The organism is Nocardia coffeae (assembly GCF_019890715.1).
Classification (GTDB): Bacteria; Actinomycetota; Actinomycetes; order Mycobacteriales; family Mycobacteriaceae; genus Nocardia; species Nocardia jiangxiensis.
The window spans coordinates 1-13,557 of sequence record NZ_JAINZY010000017.1; the positions used below are offsets into that span (position 1 = coordinate 1).

The window sequence follows — 13,557 nt, forward strand, 5'->3', positions numbered from 1 at the left end:
GCCGGGGGGGGGCAGACGGAGGGCCCGCGCCGAAAAACTTGGAGTTGGCCTTGTTGAGCCTTTCGCTTCGCGGGCGACTTCCAGCGAGACGGAGACGCTTCGCCGCTGGGTGCTTCGCGAGGTGGTCGGGTGCCGAGATGCCCTCCTCTCTCGAGTAGGGCGCGCCAGCGGCGTCGGGGTTGATGGGGGATCTGGGCCGATGGTTTCGGTGTGTGGGTGACGGGTGGAGTGCGGCCAGTATTCTCGTAGGGGTGGGGTCCGGATTTCCGAATCGGCGGGTGTGCGGACCTTGCGAGGAGGTGAGGTCCGATGACCGCGGGGATGGGATCGTCGTTCGATCCGGATCGGATCGCGTCTGTGCGCGCGCAATTGGACAAGACGTCCGGGGGCGTGTCGCGGGCGGCGGCGAAACAGTTGTGGGCGCGGGCGATCGCGATCACGCTCGGGTTCGTGGCGCTGCTGTACGTCATCGAGGGGATCGACGTACTCGCCGGACACCACCTCGACCAGGCCGGGATCCGGCCGCGGAGTGCGGCGGGGCTCGAGGGGGTGGCGTTCGCGCCGCTGCTGCACGCGAACTGGGCGCATCTGATGGGCAATACGCTGCCGGTGATCGTGCTCGGACTGCTGACCATGCTGACCGGGATCGGCCGCGGGTTGAGTGCGACCGCGATCATCTGGGTGGTCAGCGGCCTGGGCGCCTGGCTGATCAGCGCTTCCGGGACGACCACGGTCGGTGCGTCGGGTCTGGTGTTCGGCTGGCTGCTGTATCTGATCTCGCGGGGGTTGTTCGCGCGCAACGTCTGGCAGGTCCTGCTGGGCGTGATCGTCGGGCTGCTGTACGGCGGAATTCTGTGGGGCGCACTGCCTGGACAGGCCGGAATCTCGTGGCAAGCACATCTTTTCGGCGCGTTGGGTGGACTGATAGCCGGTTGGGTACTCTCCGGTAATGAACGTCGTCATCGTCGCGGGGATAGTGTCGGCCGCCCCGCCTCGCCGTGACGGCTGTGGACCCCGGCCGACGAGTTGGGGGATCCCCTCTTGACCAGTAGTGCAGCGTGGGAGCATGGGGGAATGCGCCTTACCGTCATCGGGTGCTCGGGCAGCGTGTCCGGCCCGGATTCCCCCGCCTCCGGATATCTGCTGACCGGCCCGGAGATGACTCCGACGGTGATCGACTTCGGCCCCGGCGTGCTGGGCGCATTGCAACGTCATCTGGATCCGGGTGAGGTCGACATCTTCCTGACCCACCTGCACGCCGACCACTGCCTGGATATGCCGGGTCTGCTGGTGTGGCGGCGATACCACCCGAATCCGCCGAGCGGGCGCGCGATCGTGCGCGGTCCCTCGGACGCACCGCTGCGGATCGGCAACGCCTCGGCCGAGGTCGGCGGGGAATGCGACGACTGGTCCGATGTGATCGATATGCGCGCCTGGAAAGAAGGCGAGTCGATCGGCTTCGGTCCCGGGCACACCGTCACCGCGCGCCGGATGTATCACCCGCCGGAGTCCTACGGCCTGCGGATCACCACCGCTGCCGGGCGCACCCTGGTCTACACCGGGGACACCGCGCTGTGCCCGGCGGTGTTCGAACTCGCGCAGGGCGCGGACGTCCTGCTCGCCGAGGCGTCCTGGACGCACGATCCGGGCAATCGTCCCGAGGGCATCCACCTGTCCGGCACCGAGGCCGGGATGGTCGCCGCCCAGGCCGGGGTGGGTGAGTTGCTGCTGACCCACATTCCGCCGTGGACCTCGCGCGAGGACGTCATCGCCGAGGCGAAGGAGCAGTTCACCGGTCCGGTGCACGCGGTTTCGCCCGGTGAGGTCTTCGATATCTAGGACTCGCCCCGTGTGCGGCGCCGTCCGGGCTCTCGGCAGGAGAGATTCGGGGGGAGCGCGGATTTGGTGATCGGCTACCACTAGGCTGCTGGCTGTGTCGAGACGAGCCGATGGCAGGGCGGACGATGAGCTCCGCGAGGTCCGCATCACCCGAGGATTCACCACTCATCCCGCAGGGTCGGTGCTGGTGGAGTTCGGGCAGACGCGGGTGATGTGCACCGCGAGCGTCACCGATGGGGTTCCCCCGTGGCGCCGGGACTCCGGATTGGGCTGGCTCACAGCCGAATACGCGATGTTGCCCGCGGCCACGCACACCCGCAGCGGGCGTGAGTCGGTGAAGGGCAAGGTCGGCGGTCGCACCCAGGAGATCAGCCGGTTGGTCGGGCGCTCGCTGCGCGCCTGCATCGACCTGGCCGCGATCGGAGAGAACACCATCGCCATCGACTGCGACGTGTTGCAGGCCGACGGCGGCACCCGTACCGCCGCGATCACCGGTGCGTACGTCGCGCTGGCCGATGCGGTGACCTATCTGGGGGCGGCCGGACGCCTGGCCGACCCGCAGCCCATCTCGTGCATGATCGCCGCGGTGAGCGTCGGCGTGGTCGACGGACGGGTGCGCCTGGACCTGCCGTACGAGGAGGATTCGCGCGCCGAGGTCGATATGAACGTGGTCGCCACCGACACCGGAACTCTGGTCGAGATCCAGGGCACCGGCGAGGGGGCGACGTTCCCGCGCTCCACCCTGGACAAAATGCTGGATTCCGCGCTGGCCGGATGCGAGCAGCTGTTCGCCGTCCAGAAGGCGGCGCTGGAGCAGCCGTATCCGGGTGTGCTGCCCGGGCCGGAGAAGAAGAAGTAGTGGCGCGCCGGGTACTGGTCGCCAGCCGCAACGCCAAGAAGCTCGGCGAGCTGCGCCGGATTCTGGCCGAGGCCGGCGTCGAGGGGCTCGAGATCGTCGGACTCGACGAGGTGCCCCCGTACGAGGAGGCTCCCGAAACCGGCGCGACCTTCGAGGAGAACGCCCTGGCCAAGGCCCGCGACGGTGCTGCGGCCACCGGATTGGCCTGTGTCGCGGACGATTCCGGCATCGCGGTGGACGCCCTGAACGGAATGCCGGGCGTGCTGTCCGCGCGATGGTCCGGCCGCCACGGCGACGATCCGGCCAACAACGACCTGCTGCTGGGCCAGCTCTCCGACGTTCCCGACGAGCGTCGCGGCGCACAGTTCGTCTCCGCCTGCGCCCTGGTCGCCGACGGTCGCGAGGTCGTCGAGATCGGCGAATGGCCCGGTCACATAGCCCGCAAACCCGCCGGCGACGGCGGCTTCGGCTACGACCCCCTCTTCGTCCCCGACGGCGGCACCGTCTCCGCCGCCGAACTCACCCCGGCCGAGAAGGACGCCGCCTCCCACCGCGGCCGCGCCCTGCGCGCTCTGCTCCCCGCCCTGGCAGCTCTCGCCGAGTAGCAGTTCCGCCTCCCCGGGACTTCAGCGGGTCGTTGGGTGCGCGGGAACCCGGGTGTCGGGCCGATGGTTGAGCAGGTGGTCACCTTCTGGGCGTACCCGGCGAGTTACCTATGTTCTTTCGAAATCAGTTGTCGCGCGCCGGGTTAGAAGTTGTACGCCTGCTTGACCTGTTTGGCGTTGGTGTGTTCGACGAAGAAGGACAGCAGGGGGATGGTGCCTGCCAGGAGGGTGCCGATGGTGCGGCCGACGGGCCAGCGGACCTTGACGGCGAGGTCGGCGGTGACGATCAGGTAGACGAAGTACACCCAGCCGTGGACCACGGCGATCCAGTTGGGGGTGTGCACGTCGAAGCCGTACTTGGCGATCATCTCGGCGCACAGCAACAGCAGCCAGGTACCGGTGGCCCAGGCCAGGACGCGATAGCGCAGGAATGCCGGTCGAACCTTGGCGGACGACGCGCCGCGGGCGGGCGCGGCCGGGGCATCCGGGGCCGGGGCGGCCGCGGGTGCGCTCACTTCGGCGGTTTCGATGTTCTCGCTGGCGCTCAACCGGCGCTCCTCTCGGTCTCGCGGGCATCGAGCCCGGCGGCACGCATCTGCTCGTGCAGGTCCTGGGCGTGCAGATCGGCCAGGTACCTGTTGTATTCGGCGAGTACCGGATCCTGCGTGCGCTGCACGGTCGGCCGCTCGGGCAGGATGCCCGCCGGAATCTCGCGCTGCACAGCGGGTTTCACGATCTCGGGCGGTTCGGACTCGGGGGCGTCGGCCTCGCGTTCGAGCCGGACGAACCGCACGTAGGCGAACACCACGAAGCCCGCGAACAGCGGCCATTGCAGTGCGTAGCCGAGGTTCTGCCCGGTCCCGGTCCCGGATTGGAATCGTCCCCACTGCCACCAGCCCAAAGCGAGGCAGGTCAGCGCCGCGACGATCACCAGGATGATCAGTGCGGGACGGCGGTGCGGAGCGGACACGGCTACCACGGTACTCGTCTACTACACGTTCCGTAGGGGCAGGTCCACTCCGGGGGAGCGATTACCGTCACCCCGATCGAGCACCCGTGACCGGGGCTACGACAGGGGCCGGGTCCGCGAGGAGATCAGAACGTGTAGTGCACGCCGGTGAGCCGCTCGGACTCGTCCCACAGTCGGCGCTGCAGCTCGCGGTCCTCGGACAGTTTGCTCGACGGCGATACCCGCACGGGCCCTTGACTACCGAACAGCCGAGTCGGGCCCCAGTACCGGTTCGGATCGGCATCGGGCATGGTGGCGGCGAACAGACTCGAGTGCGCGGCGCGGGCGGGGGAGTGCCCGATCACCGCGATCGCCGGTTTGGCCACCTTGTCCACCAGGGTCTCGGTCCGGGTGAACAGATCGGTCGCCGAGACGCCGGGATGCACCGCGTAGGAACGTTTGGTCGATCCGGCCTCGGTCAGGCGTCGCTGCAGTTCGCGGGCGAACATCAGGTTCGACAGCTTGGACTGGGCGTAGGCGAGATTGCGCTGATAGCGCCGGTGCTCGTAGTTCAGGTCGTCGATCCAGAGCTTGGGTGTCTGGCGATGCGCGATGCTGGCCAGGGTCACCACCCGATCGCGCACGCGGTCCAGCAGCAGTCCGGTCAGCGCGAAATGGCCGAGATGGTTGACGCCCCACTGGGTTTCGAAACCGTCCTTGGTGCGCGAGAACGGGATGTTCATCAGTCCGGCGTTGTTGATCAGCACGTCGAATTCGCCGCTGTGCTCGGCGAATTCGCGGACCGAGGACAGATCGGCCAGATCCAGCGCCGCGACCGTGACCTCGCCGTCGATTCCGTCGGCGACCTGCTGGGCAGTGGCGGTGTTGCGGCAGGCCATGATCACTCTGGCCCCCTTGCCGGCCAGCGCGGCCGTGGTGTGCTTGCCGATGCCGCCGTTCGCGCCGGTGATGACGAAGGTGCGGCCGGTCAGATCGGGAATTTCGCTGGGCTTCCAGGCCATTGCGCGGACCTTTGCTGGTGTGGTCGTCCGGGCAGCGCCCTGCTGCCCGCCAGCAATCTTACTTAGGAGTAAGTTCTGGCGGAAGGCTCCTGTGCGGTGTGTTCGTATTTGCTAATTATTTGCTCAGATGACCTTGGTCCTGGCTGTCTTTCGTGTCCTGCCCGTAGAACCGGTGTTCCCGGCACATACTGAGCTAATGACCGGTGCCCCCGCAGCAGTCGCCGACGTGCCGGCTCCCGTGAGCCACACCCGCGCCAATGTCGTATTCATCACAGTCGTGCTCGGCATGCTCATGGCCGCGCTCGATCAGACCATCGTGTCCACCGCGCTGCCCACGATCGTGGCGGACCTGGGTGGTTCGGGGCATATGGCCTGGGTGGTCACGTCCTATCTGCTGGCCGAGGCCGTGGCGACCGCGCTCGCCGGCAAATTCGGCGACCTGTTCGGCCGCAAACTGGTCTTCCAGCTCAGCGCGCTGATCTTCATCGTCGGCTCGATGGTCGCCGGACTGTCCAACGGCATGCTGCTGCTGATCATCGCGCGAGCCATCCAGGGGGTCGGCGCGGGCGGGCTGATGGTGACCTCGATGGCGTTGATCGCCGATGTCATCCCGCTGCGCGAACGCGGCAAATATCAAGGCGCACTGGGCGCGGTGTTCGGCGTCACCACCGTCGTCGGCCCGACCCTGGGCGGACTGTTCACCGATCACGCGAGCTGGCGGTGGTGCTTCTACGTCAACGTCCCGCTCGCGATCATCATGATCATCGTTGCGGCACGGGCGATTCCGCAGGTGCGCACGGTGATCCGGCCGATCATCGACTACGCGGGCATCGCGCTGGTCGCGATCGGCGTGAGCTGTCTGATCCTCGGCCTGGAATGGGGTGGTCAGCAGTACGCGTGGGGATCGACCACGATCATCGGGCTGTTCATCGCGGCGGCGATCCTGTTGACCGCGTTCGTGTTCGTGGAACTGCGTGCGGCCGAGCCGATGTTGCCGATGCATCTGTTCCGCAGCAACGTCTTCACCGTCTGCTCGATCCTGTCGTTCATCGTCGGGTTCGCGATGCTCGGTGCGATGACGTATCTGCCGGTCTATCTGCAATATGTGGACGGGATCTCGGCCACCGCGTCCGGCCTGCGCACGTTACCGCTGGTCGTGGGCCTGTTCACCACCTCGATCATGTCCGGTCAGGTGGTCGGGCGGACCGGCCGATACAGATACTTCCCGATCGCCGGGACCGCGGTCATGGCGGTGGGGCTGTATCTGATGTCGACGATGGGGCGCAGCACCGGTATCTGGCTCGAATCGCTGTACATGCTGATACTGGGGCTGGGCATCGGGTTGACCATGCAGGTGCTCACCATCGTCGTGCAGAACACGGTGCCCTATGCGGATCTGGGTACCGCCACTTCCGGGGTGACCTTCTTCCGCACTCTCGGAAGCACTTTCGGCACCGCGATCTTCGGCACCCTGTACAACAATCAGATCGGGACCAGGCTGGCCGAGGCGCTGGCCCGTACGCCCGGGGTGTCGCCGACGACCGCGCAGACTCCACAGTTGTTGCGCAAATTGCCCGAGGCACAGGCGAATCCGATCATCGACGCGTACGCCGCCTCGATCGATCACGTCTTCCGCTGGGTGGTGCCGGTGGCGATCCTGGGATTCCTGGTCGCCTGGCTGCTGAAGGAGGTTCCGTTGCGCGACAGCATGCGTGCGGAGGCTTCGGACGTCGGCGGTGGATTCTCGGTGCCGGAGTCTTCGGATTCGGTGGTGCGCCTGGAGTATGCGCTGGCCAGTCTGATGCGCAGGCTGCGCGAGGACGAACTGCCCGATCCGATGATCCTGGCGGCCTCGGGCACCTCGCTGACCAGGGATCAGGCCTGGGCGATCGGGCAGGTGCAGATGTTGCGCAGAGCGCGCGGGGAGGCCACCCTGGACGCCATCGCCCGCGCGCACTGGATGCCTCCCGAGGTCCTGGAACCGGTGTACGACAAGGCCGTTCAGCTCGGGATCATCGAATTCGACGGTCCGCGAATGCAACTCACCGAGGCCGGACTCGCCGAGTCGGATCGGATCAGGGCCGCCTGGCGCAGTTGGGTGTGCGGCCGGATCGATGACTGGGACTGCGCGAATCCGAACGACCGGGCGTTGTTCGACAAGGCGCTGGACAACATCGCCACCAAACTTCTCGACGAGTCCGATCGTCCGGAGTTGCTCACCGCACGAGTCTGAGCGGTTCCGGGCAGCGGGATCTCCCGCTGCCCGGAACCGCCCGTCGCACTGGACGATTCAGGCCCAGACCAGTTCGGATCGCTCGTTCACCGGTGCGTCCCAGTCGATCACGTAACTCTGCTCGCGGCGCATGGTCTCCTCGAGCTTCATCGCCTTGGCCGCCAGCGGCATGACCACCGGCATCATCCGGCGCATCACCGGACCCATGGTCTTGCCGTGGTTGATCTTCGCCCCGCGCTCGGCGATCCGCTCCACCCGCGGGCGGCGGATCCGCTCGTAGGTCGCGAAAGCCGTTGCCGGATCATCGAAGTCGCGCAGGCAGCGGGCCAGCTGCACCGCCGACTCGACGGCCTGCGAGGCGCCCTGACCGGTGCTGTTCGAGGGTGCGTGCACCGCATCGCCGACCAGGACCATCCGGCCGCGATACCAGTTCGGCACCGGCGGCATGATGTGCAGGCCGCCGATGACGACCAGATCCTCCGGTGCGGTGTTGCGGGCGAACTCGCCGCCGGGGGTGTCCTGGCCGTAGGTCTCCCGCAGGGTGCGCAACCACTGCTCGTTGGGGATCGCGCGGGCCTGGGACATGCTCATGTACTCCGCGTTCGGCAGATTCGCGCCCCACCCGATCCGGCCGTCGGGCATCGCGCTGTAGAGGTAGTAGGCGTTCTTGCCGAAGGCGAAGTACATCGTGTCCGACGGGACGGCCACCGAGCATTCGACGGATGCGCCGAAGCCCAGCAGGCCGGTGTAGTTCGCCGTGGGCGCGTTCGGGTCGATGAGCGTGCGGACCTTCGATTTGATGCCGTCGGTGCCGATCAGGATGTCGGCGGTGGCGCTGGTGCCGTCGGCGAAGTGCGCGGTGACGCCACCGGCGTGCTCGTCGACGGAGATCAGGCGCTTGTCGTAGCTGAAATCCACTCCGGCGGCGACGGCGTGATCGTGCAGCGCCCGGTGCAGATCGCTGCGTTCGACGATCTGCAGCGGCTCGACGTCCTGGAGGCTGGGCATCTCGATGTGTTTGTGGCCCAACGACATCACCTGGTGCCGGATCGGCTGTGCGACCTTGCGCACCGCGTCGCCGGCGCCGATGATGTCCAGTGCGGCAAGGCCGTTGGCGGCGAAGCCGAGGGTGCTGCCGATGTTGTGGGCCGGGCCCGGGTACGCCTCGAAGACGCGGCCCTCGATGCCGGCCATGCGCAGTGCGGTGGCGGTGACCGGTCCGGCGATGCCGCCGCCGATGATCAGTGCGGAACGAATTGCGGACATGAGTGTTCTCCCTGTGGATGGGTGTGGATGCCCGATCCGATTCGTGCGCGGGGAGCCCAGTTATCCTGTAGTTGCCACTCTTGGGCCGGGTTCGCCTGCGCGGATGCGGTTCGGGACGGTAAAGGGAATCGGGCTCGGGAAGGTGTTGCCGCACCTGACCGGGCTCGTTTTCTGCTACTGCTGGGTTGTTTCGGTGGACTGCGTGAAATCCCCCCTCTCCACCATGCCCGCGACCTCCTGCGGGTCCATGTTCTCGGCATGCATTCGGCGCCACCAGCCGACGTCCGGGAAGGCGCCGCTCGCGATCTCCTCGCGCAGCGCGTCCACCCAGGCGACCTCGGCCTCGAGCATCGCGACGGTGAATTCGTTCTCGACCAGGAACAGTCGCGGGACCGCGCCACGAACCTTGTCCATCTCGGCGCGATCTTCGGCGATCCGGCGGGTCAGCCGCTCGCTGCGCTGTTCGAGCAGGGCGATGACGTCGTCGGGAGGGATGATGGCGGCGACGGACAGGCCGGAGACGAACGGATGATGTACGGGCGCCGGGGTGCTGAGCAACTCTCGCGTCCAATCCTCGGTCTCGGCGCGACCGGCGGGGGTGAGCGCGTAGATGGTGCGTTCGGGGCGGGCCCCGTCGCGTTCGCTGCCGACGATCTCCAGGAAGCCGTGCTTCTCCAGGTTCTGCACCACGGTGTAGAGCGAGCCCCATTTGACATCCATATCGCGTTCCTTACCGCGATTGCGCATCTTGGCCGCGATCTCGTACCGGTGCATGGGGCCCTCGACCAGCGTGGCCAGTACAGCCAACGCCAGCAGATTGCCGACCTTCCGCCGTTTCATCGGGACTCCCTTCCATTGCTCGTCTACGAATATACGTCGGCGAGTATTCGTACGCAAGTAATGGAGTCGACTTGGTGCCGCCCACGGGTAGATCGCCTGCCGCGCCGGGCTCGCGCGGCTCAATAGACTGCGAATCCGGCAGTGCTGTGCGATCGGTGCGGTGCGACGGGGCGAGGTGACGGATGTGGTGGAGCGCAACGCGGAGGGCGGGCTGGATCTGATTCAGCTACGGACCTTTCTCGCGGTCTACCGGGCGGGTTCGGTGACCGCGGCGGCGCGGTTGATCGGGCTGTCCCAGCCCACCGTGACCACGCAGTTGCAGATGCTCGAAAAGTGTTTGGGGAGACAGCTTTTCGAACGTCTGCCGCGCGGGGTCGTGCCCACGGCGGCGGCCGAGGAACTGGCCGCGCGCCTGGCCGGGCCGATGGATGCGCTCGAGGCGATCGCCGGGGGCGGGGCGCAGGCGCCGGCCGCGCAACCGCCGGTGCGACTGGCCGGTCCGGCGGAGATGCTGGCCGTCCTGGCCCTGCCCGCGCTGGCTGCGCTGGTGGCCCGGGACGTGCGGCTCACGGTGACCGCCGGACTGGCCGAGGACCTGCTGGCCGGACTGCGCACCGGACAGTACGACCTGGTGATCTCGGTGATCCGCCCGCGCGGGCGCACGGTGCACGCCGAGGTTCTGATGGACGAGGAATTCGTCCTGGTCGCCGCGCCCGCGGTGGCCTCGGGCATCGATACCCGGCGGCTGCGGTCGGCGGATCCCACCGCGCTGGCAACGGTCCCGCTATTGAGCTATGCCGCGGACCTGCCGATTCTGCGTCGGTTCTGGCGACACGTTTTCCACACCCGGCTCGATGCCGAACCGGCCGTCGTCGCCGCGGACCTGCGCGCCTTGACCGCCCTGGTCGCCGCGGGCGCGGGAATCAGCGTTCTGCCACGTTATCTGGTTGCCGCACAACTGAAGTCGGGTGAGCTGGTCGCCCTGCTGGACCCCGAAGACCCGCCGATCAACACCGCGTTCCTCGCCCGCCGCATCGGCGCACCCGCCCTCCCGGACGTCGACGCCGTACGCCGAGCCCTGCTCGCAGCGGGCCGTAGCTGGTGAGTGGTCGACGGTGGATGATCAGGTTCGGGCGCGCTCGCGCAGGATCCGTGCGGTGGCCTCGTCGGCGGGCAGGAATGCCTCGAGTTGCAGTTCGGACAGGGTGATGTCGGTGGCGGTGGCGAACGAGGTCAGGGTGGTGATCAGTCGCAGCTCGCCGGCGGCGGTGCGCAGCCGCAGCGGGACGGCGAATCCGAGGTAGTCCGGTCCGGGATCGGTGGGTGGCAGGTAGCTCTCCAGCTCTGCAGCCAGTGCCTCCAGGTCGGGATCGGGGCTGGCCCGGAGTCGGTTGCGCAGGGCCTCGGTGACGTGGCGGCCCCATTCGGGCAGGTTGAGCACATGCTGCGCGAGTCCGTCGGGATGCAGGGCCAGCCGTCGCACGTTGACCGGTGCGCGCAGCAGTTCGGGGGAGCAGCCCTCGAAGAACAGATCGAACGCGGCATTGGACTCGATCAGGGTGCTGTGGCGATCCACGATCAGTGCCGGATAGGGCATGTGACCGTCCAGGATCTGCCGCAGTGCCGTGCGGACCGGCTCCAATTCCGTTGTCTCCATATTGGATTCGCTGAAGATCGGCGCATAGCCGGCCGCGGCCAGCAGCCCGTTGCGCTCGCGCAGTGACAGGCCGAGCGATTCGGCCAGCCGCACCACCATCGCCCGGCCCGGCTGCGAGCGGCCCTGCTCGAGGAAGCTCAGATGACGCTGGGTGGTGTCGGCGCGGATCGCGAGATCGAGCTGACTCCATCGCCGCAGGCCACGCCACCGGCGCAGCTCGCGACCGAAGGCGGGCGCGGCCAGAACTGTGGTCATGGTCCCCATGATCGACCCCGCGCTGCCGCGTTGCCATTCCCTCGGGGGAATCGCGCAACGGTGACCCGGCCGGTCCACCACGGGGTATATCGGAGCTATGCCGCGATGCCCGGGCGGTGGCTAGGCTGGGGTGGGTGAAGATCTTCCTGGCAGGGGCGAGCGGTGTGCTCGGTAGCCGATTGACTCCGTTGTTGATTGCGACCGGATGCCAGGTGGCGGGGATGACCCGGTCACCGGAGAAGGCCGAGATGCTCGCCGAACTCGGCGCCGAGCCGGTGGTGTGCGACGTCTTCGACGCCGCCGCGCTCGAGCAGGCGGTGCGGGCCTACGCGCCCGATCTGGTGATGCACCAGCTCACCGACCTGCCCGACAGCGCCGAGGATCTGGCCGCCGGGCGCGCGGCCAATGCGCGGATGCGCAAGGAGGGCACCGCCAATCTGATCGCGGCGGCGCAGGCCGCGGGCGCGAAACGCTTTCTGGCGCAGAGTGTTGCGTGGGAGATGTCCGGGGAGGGCCAGGCCGCCAAGGAATTCCTGGAGTCCTCGGTACTCGGCCTGAGCGGCGTGGTGTTGCGCTACGGCCAATTCTACGGTCCCGGAACGTATTACCCGGATGGCGCCGCGCTTCCGGACTCGCCGCGCATCCACGTCGACGAGGCCGCCGCTCGGACAGTTCTGGCACTCGATCTCGGCAGCGGGATCTATTCGCTGACCGATGACGGGGCCTCGGATTTCGTACCGGTGAAATGAGGACGAGATGGTGAACGCCGACCTGCAACACCGCTGGGTGACCGCCTTCCAGCGCAATCTCGGTAATCCGATTCTGCGTCGTCTGCCGAGTCAGACTCTGTTGGAGACCACGGGCCGCGTCAGCGGGCAGGCTCGGCACACGCCGATCGGCGGGGCGCGTCGCGGAGATTCGTTCTGGTTCGTCTCCGAATTCGGTGAGCGATCCCAGTACATCCGCAACATCCAGGCGCACGACCGAGTGCGGGTGCGGTTGCACGGGCGCTGGTACAGCGGGACCGCGCACCTGCTGCCCGAGGACGACGCCAAGGCCCGCATGCGGGAGTTGCCGAAGTACAACAGCGCCGTCGTGGGCGCAGTCGGCACCGATCTGCTGACCGTGCGCGTCGACCTGGACGCCGACCGCGCGTAGGTCTCAATCCGAACTAAATACGGATCAGACCGTCCCCTGTGCCGTGATCTTCGTTAACGTGCCTGGTGAGTGGGCTTTCGGATCAGCGGTTCGACTGGTGGACGAAAGGTTCCGGCTATGGCTTCACCCGAGATCGGACAGGAGAACGAGCCGCCGGACGGCGAACGCGGCGGCGGGAAGTACATGGCGGTGGCCGCGGTCGCGGTCCTCGCGGTGGCGGTCGTGGTCGGCGTGCTCGCCGTTCGATCGGAGCAGGGTGTTCGGTCCACCTCAACCGCCACCACGGTCACGGTCAGCGAGGAGCCCGTGGTTCGCACCGAGGGGGTGCCGGGCGCGGGGAAGCCGCATCGGGAGGGCGACGACTGCACGCACGACTTCATCGCGGCGCGCTGGCAGCAGCGCGATGGCCGGTGGGTGTGTGCGCCACCGGGAATCATGAGTTCGATCCACCACGAGGGTGAGGACTGCTCGCACGGCGACCTGGTCGCTCAGTGGGTGGTGGGCCCGGGACCTGCGTGGTTGTGCCAGACCCAGCGCCGGGTGACGACCGAGGCCCCAGCTCCCGCACCAGTTGCGCCGACGCGTCCGCACACTGTTCAGCAGGCCCCGGTTCAGCAGGCTCCGGTGCAGCAGGCCCCGGTTCATGTGCCCCCGCCCGAACCGGCTCCGGCTCCGGTCATCACCCAGCCGCCCGCTCCCGCTCCTGCCCCCGCTCCTGCGCCGCGTCCCGCACCAGCTCCTCCACCGGCGCTGCCGAAACTGCCGTTCCAGCTGCCGCAGATTCCGTTCCCGCTGCCTCCGCCACCGCGCTGATCCGGCGTGCGGTCGGCGATAGCCGGGCTGTGACCAGGGAAGTGTGGCTACGACGGCGCGA

15 protein-coding genes are annotated in these 13,557 nt (G+C 67.9%); 9 read left to right on the top strand and 6 right to left on the bottom strand.

What is annotated here, in order from left to right; all coding sequences use genetic code 11:
• The first annotated feature begins 309 nt into the window (after window positions 1-309).
• The 4 genes from K7711_RS39785 to K7711_RS39800 all read left to right on the top strand — a co-directional run bounded on the left by K7711_RS39785 (window position 310) and on the right by K7711_RS39800 (window position 3,303).
• Complete coding sequence (locus K7711_RS39785) at window positions 310-1,002, top strand: rhomboid family intramembrane serine protease (RefSeq protein WP_235748523.1); 693 nt, start codon at window positions 310-312, stop codon at window positions 1,000-1,002.
• Between the two features lie 72 nt (window positions 1,003-1,074).
• Entirely contained in the window at window positions 1,075-1,839 is a 765-nt protein-coding gene (locus K7711_RS39790; RefSeq protein WP_222976784.1) for a cyclic nucleotide-degrading phosphodiesterase, read from the top strand.
• Window positions 1,840-1,933: 94 nt separating this feature from the next.
• Complete coding sequence (gene rph, locus K7711_RS39795; protein ID WP_222976786.1) at window positions 1,934-2,698, top strand: ribonuclease PH; 765 nt, start codon at window positions 1,934-1,936, stop codon at window positions 2,696-2,698.
• Window positions 2,698-3,303, top strand: a complete 606-nt coding sequence (locus K7711_RS39800; RefSeq protein WP_222976788.1) for a non-canonical purine NTP pyrophosphatase — start codon at window positions 2,698-2,700, stop codon at window positions 3,301-3,303. Before rph ends, K7711_RS39800 begins: the two co-directional genes overlap by 1 nt.
• Before the next feature lie 143 nt (window positions 3,304-3,446).
• On the opposite strand, the gene K7711_RS39805 is transcribed toward K7711_RS39800, so the two are convergent.
• From K7711_RS39805 to K7711_RS39815, 3 genes are all read right to left on the bottom strand, one after another.
• Window positions 3,447-3,818 (bottom strand): DUF3817 domain-containing protein, encoded by a 372-nt coding sequence (locus tag K7711_RS39805; RefSeq protein WP_372460241.1) that lies wholly within the window; start codon window positions 3,816-3,818, stop codon window positions 3,447-3,449.
• Window positions 3,819-3,847: 29 nt separating this feature from the next.
• The gene (locus K7711_RS39810) at window positions 3,848-4,273 is read right to left on the bottom strand and encodes a transcriptional regulator (RefSeq protein ID WP_222976792.1); all 426 of its coding nucleotides are present in this window, start codon (window positions 4,271-4,273) and stop codon (window positions 3,848-3,850) included.
• A gap of 125 nt (window positions 4,274-4,398) precedes the next feature.
• Window positions 4,399-5,274 (bottom strand): oxidoreductase, encoded by an 876-nt coding sequence (locus K7711_RS39815; RefSeq protein WP_222976794.1) that lies wholly within the window; start codon window positions 5,272-5,274, stop codon window positions 4,399-4,401.
• A gap of 196 nt (window positions 5,275-5,470) precedes the next feature.
• Between K7711_RS39815 and K7711_RS39820 the strand changes: the two genes are divergently transcribed.
• Complete coding sequence (locus K7711_RS39820; RefSeq protein WP_222976797.1) at window positions 5,471-7,507, top strand: MDR family MFS transporter; 2,037 nt, start codon at window positions 5,471-5,473, stop codon at window positions 7,505-7,507.
• 57 nt (window positions 7,508-7,564) lie between these two features.
• Here the strand turns inward: K7711_RS39820 and K7711_RS39825 are convergent, their stop codons facing one another.
• The gene (locus K7711_RS39825; protein ID WP_222976799.1) at window positions 7,565-8,773 is read right to left on the bottom strand and encodes an FAD-dependent monooxygenase; all 1,209 of its coding nucleotides are present in this window, start codon (window positions 8,771-8,773) and stop codon (window positions 7,565-7,567) included.
• Between the two features lie 174 nt (window positions 8,774-8,947).
• Window positions 8,948-9,613: a PadR family transcriptional regulator gene (locus K7711_RS39830; protein WP_222976801.1), complete on the bottom strand. Its 666-nt coding sequence runs from the start codon at window positions 9,611-9,613 to the stop codon at window positions 8,948-8,950.
• A gap of 184 nt (window positions 9,614-9,797) precedes the next feature.
• Here K7711_RS39830 and K7711_RS39835 point away from each other — a divergent pair, with 184 nt between their 5' ends.
• Entirely contained in the window at window positions 9,798-10,718 is a 921-nt protein-coding gene (locus tag K7711_RS39835) for a LysR family transcriptional regulator (RefSeq protein ID WP_222976803.1), read from the top strand.
• A gap of 18 nt (window positions 10,719-10,736) precedes the next feature.
• On the opposite strand, the gene K7711_RS39840 is transcribed toward K7711_RS39835, so the two are convergent.
• On the bottom strand, window positions 10,737-11,525 hold the full coding sequence (locus K7711_RS39840; protein WP_222976805.1) for a helix-turn-helix domain-containing protein: 789 nt from the start codon (window positions 11,523-11,525) through the stop codon (window positions 10,737-10,739).
• A gap of 134 nt (window positions 11,526-11,659) precedes the next feature.
• On the opposite strand from K7711_RS39840, the gene K7711_RS39845 reads away from it, so the two are divergent.
• The 3 genes from K7711_RS39845 (at window position 11,660) to K7711_RS39855 (ending at window position 13,496) form a co-directional block, all read left to right on the top strand.
• Entirely contained in the window at window positions 11,660-12,274 is a 615-nt protein-coding gene (locus K7711_RS39845) for an NAD-dependent epimerase/dehydratase family protein (protein WP_222976807.1), read from the top strand.
• A gap of 7 nt (window positions 12,275-12,281) precedes the next feature.
• The gene (locus tag K7711_RS39850; RefSeq protein WP_222976809.1) at window positions 12,282-12,683 is read left to right on the top strand and encodes a nitroreductase/quinone reductase family protein; all 402 of its coding nucleotides are present in this window, start codon (window positions 12,282-12,284) and stop codon (window positions 12,681-12,683) included.
• 117 nt (window positions 12,684-12,800) lie between these two features.
• Window positions 12,801-13,496 (top strand): hypothetical protein, encoded by a 696-nt coding sequence (locus tag K7711_RS39855; protein ID WP_222976811.1) that lies wholly within the window; start codon window positions 12,801-12,803, stop codon window positions 13,494-13,496.
• Window positions 13,497-13,557: the final 61 nt, after the last annotated feature.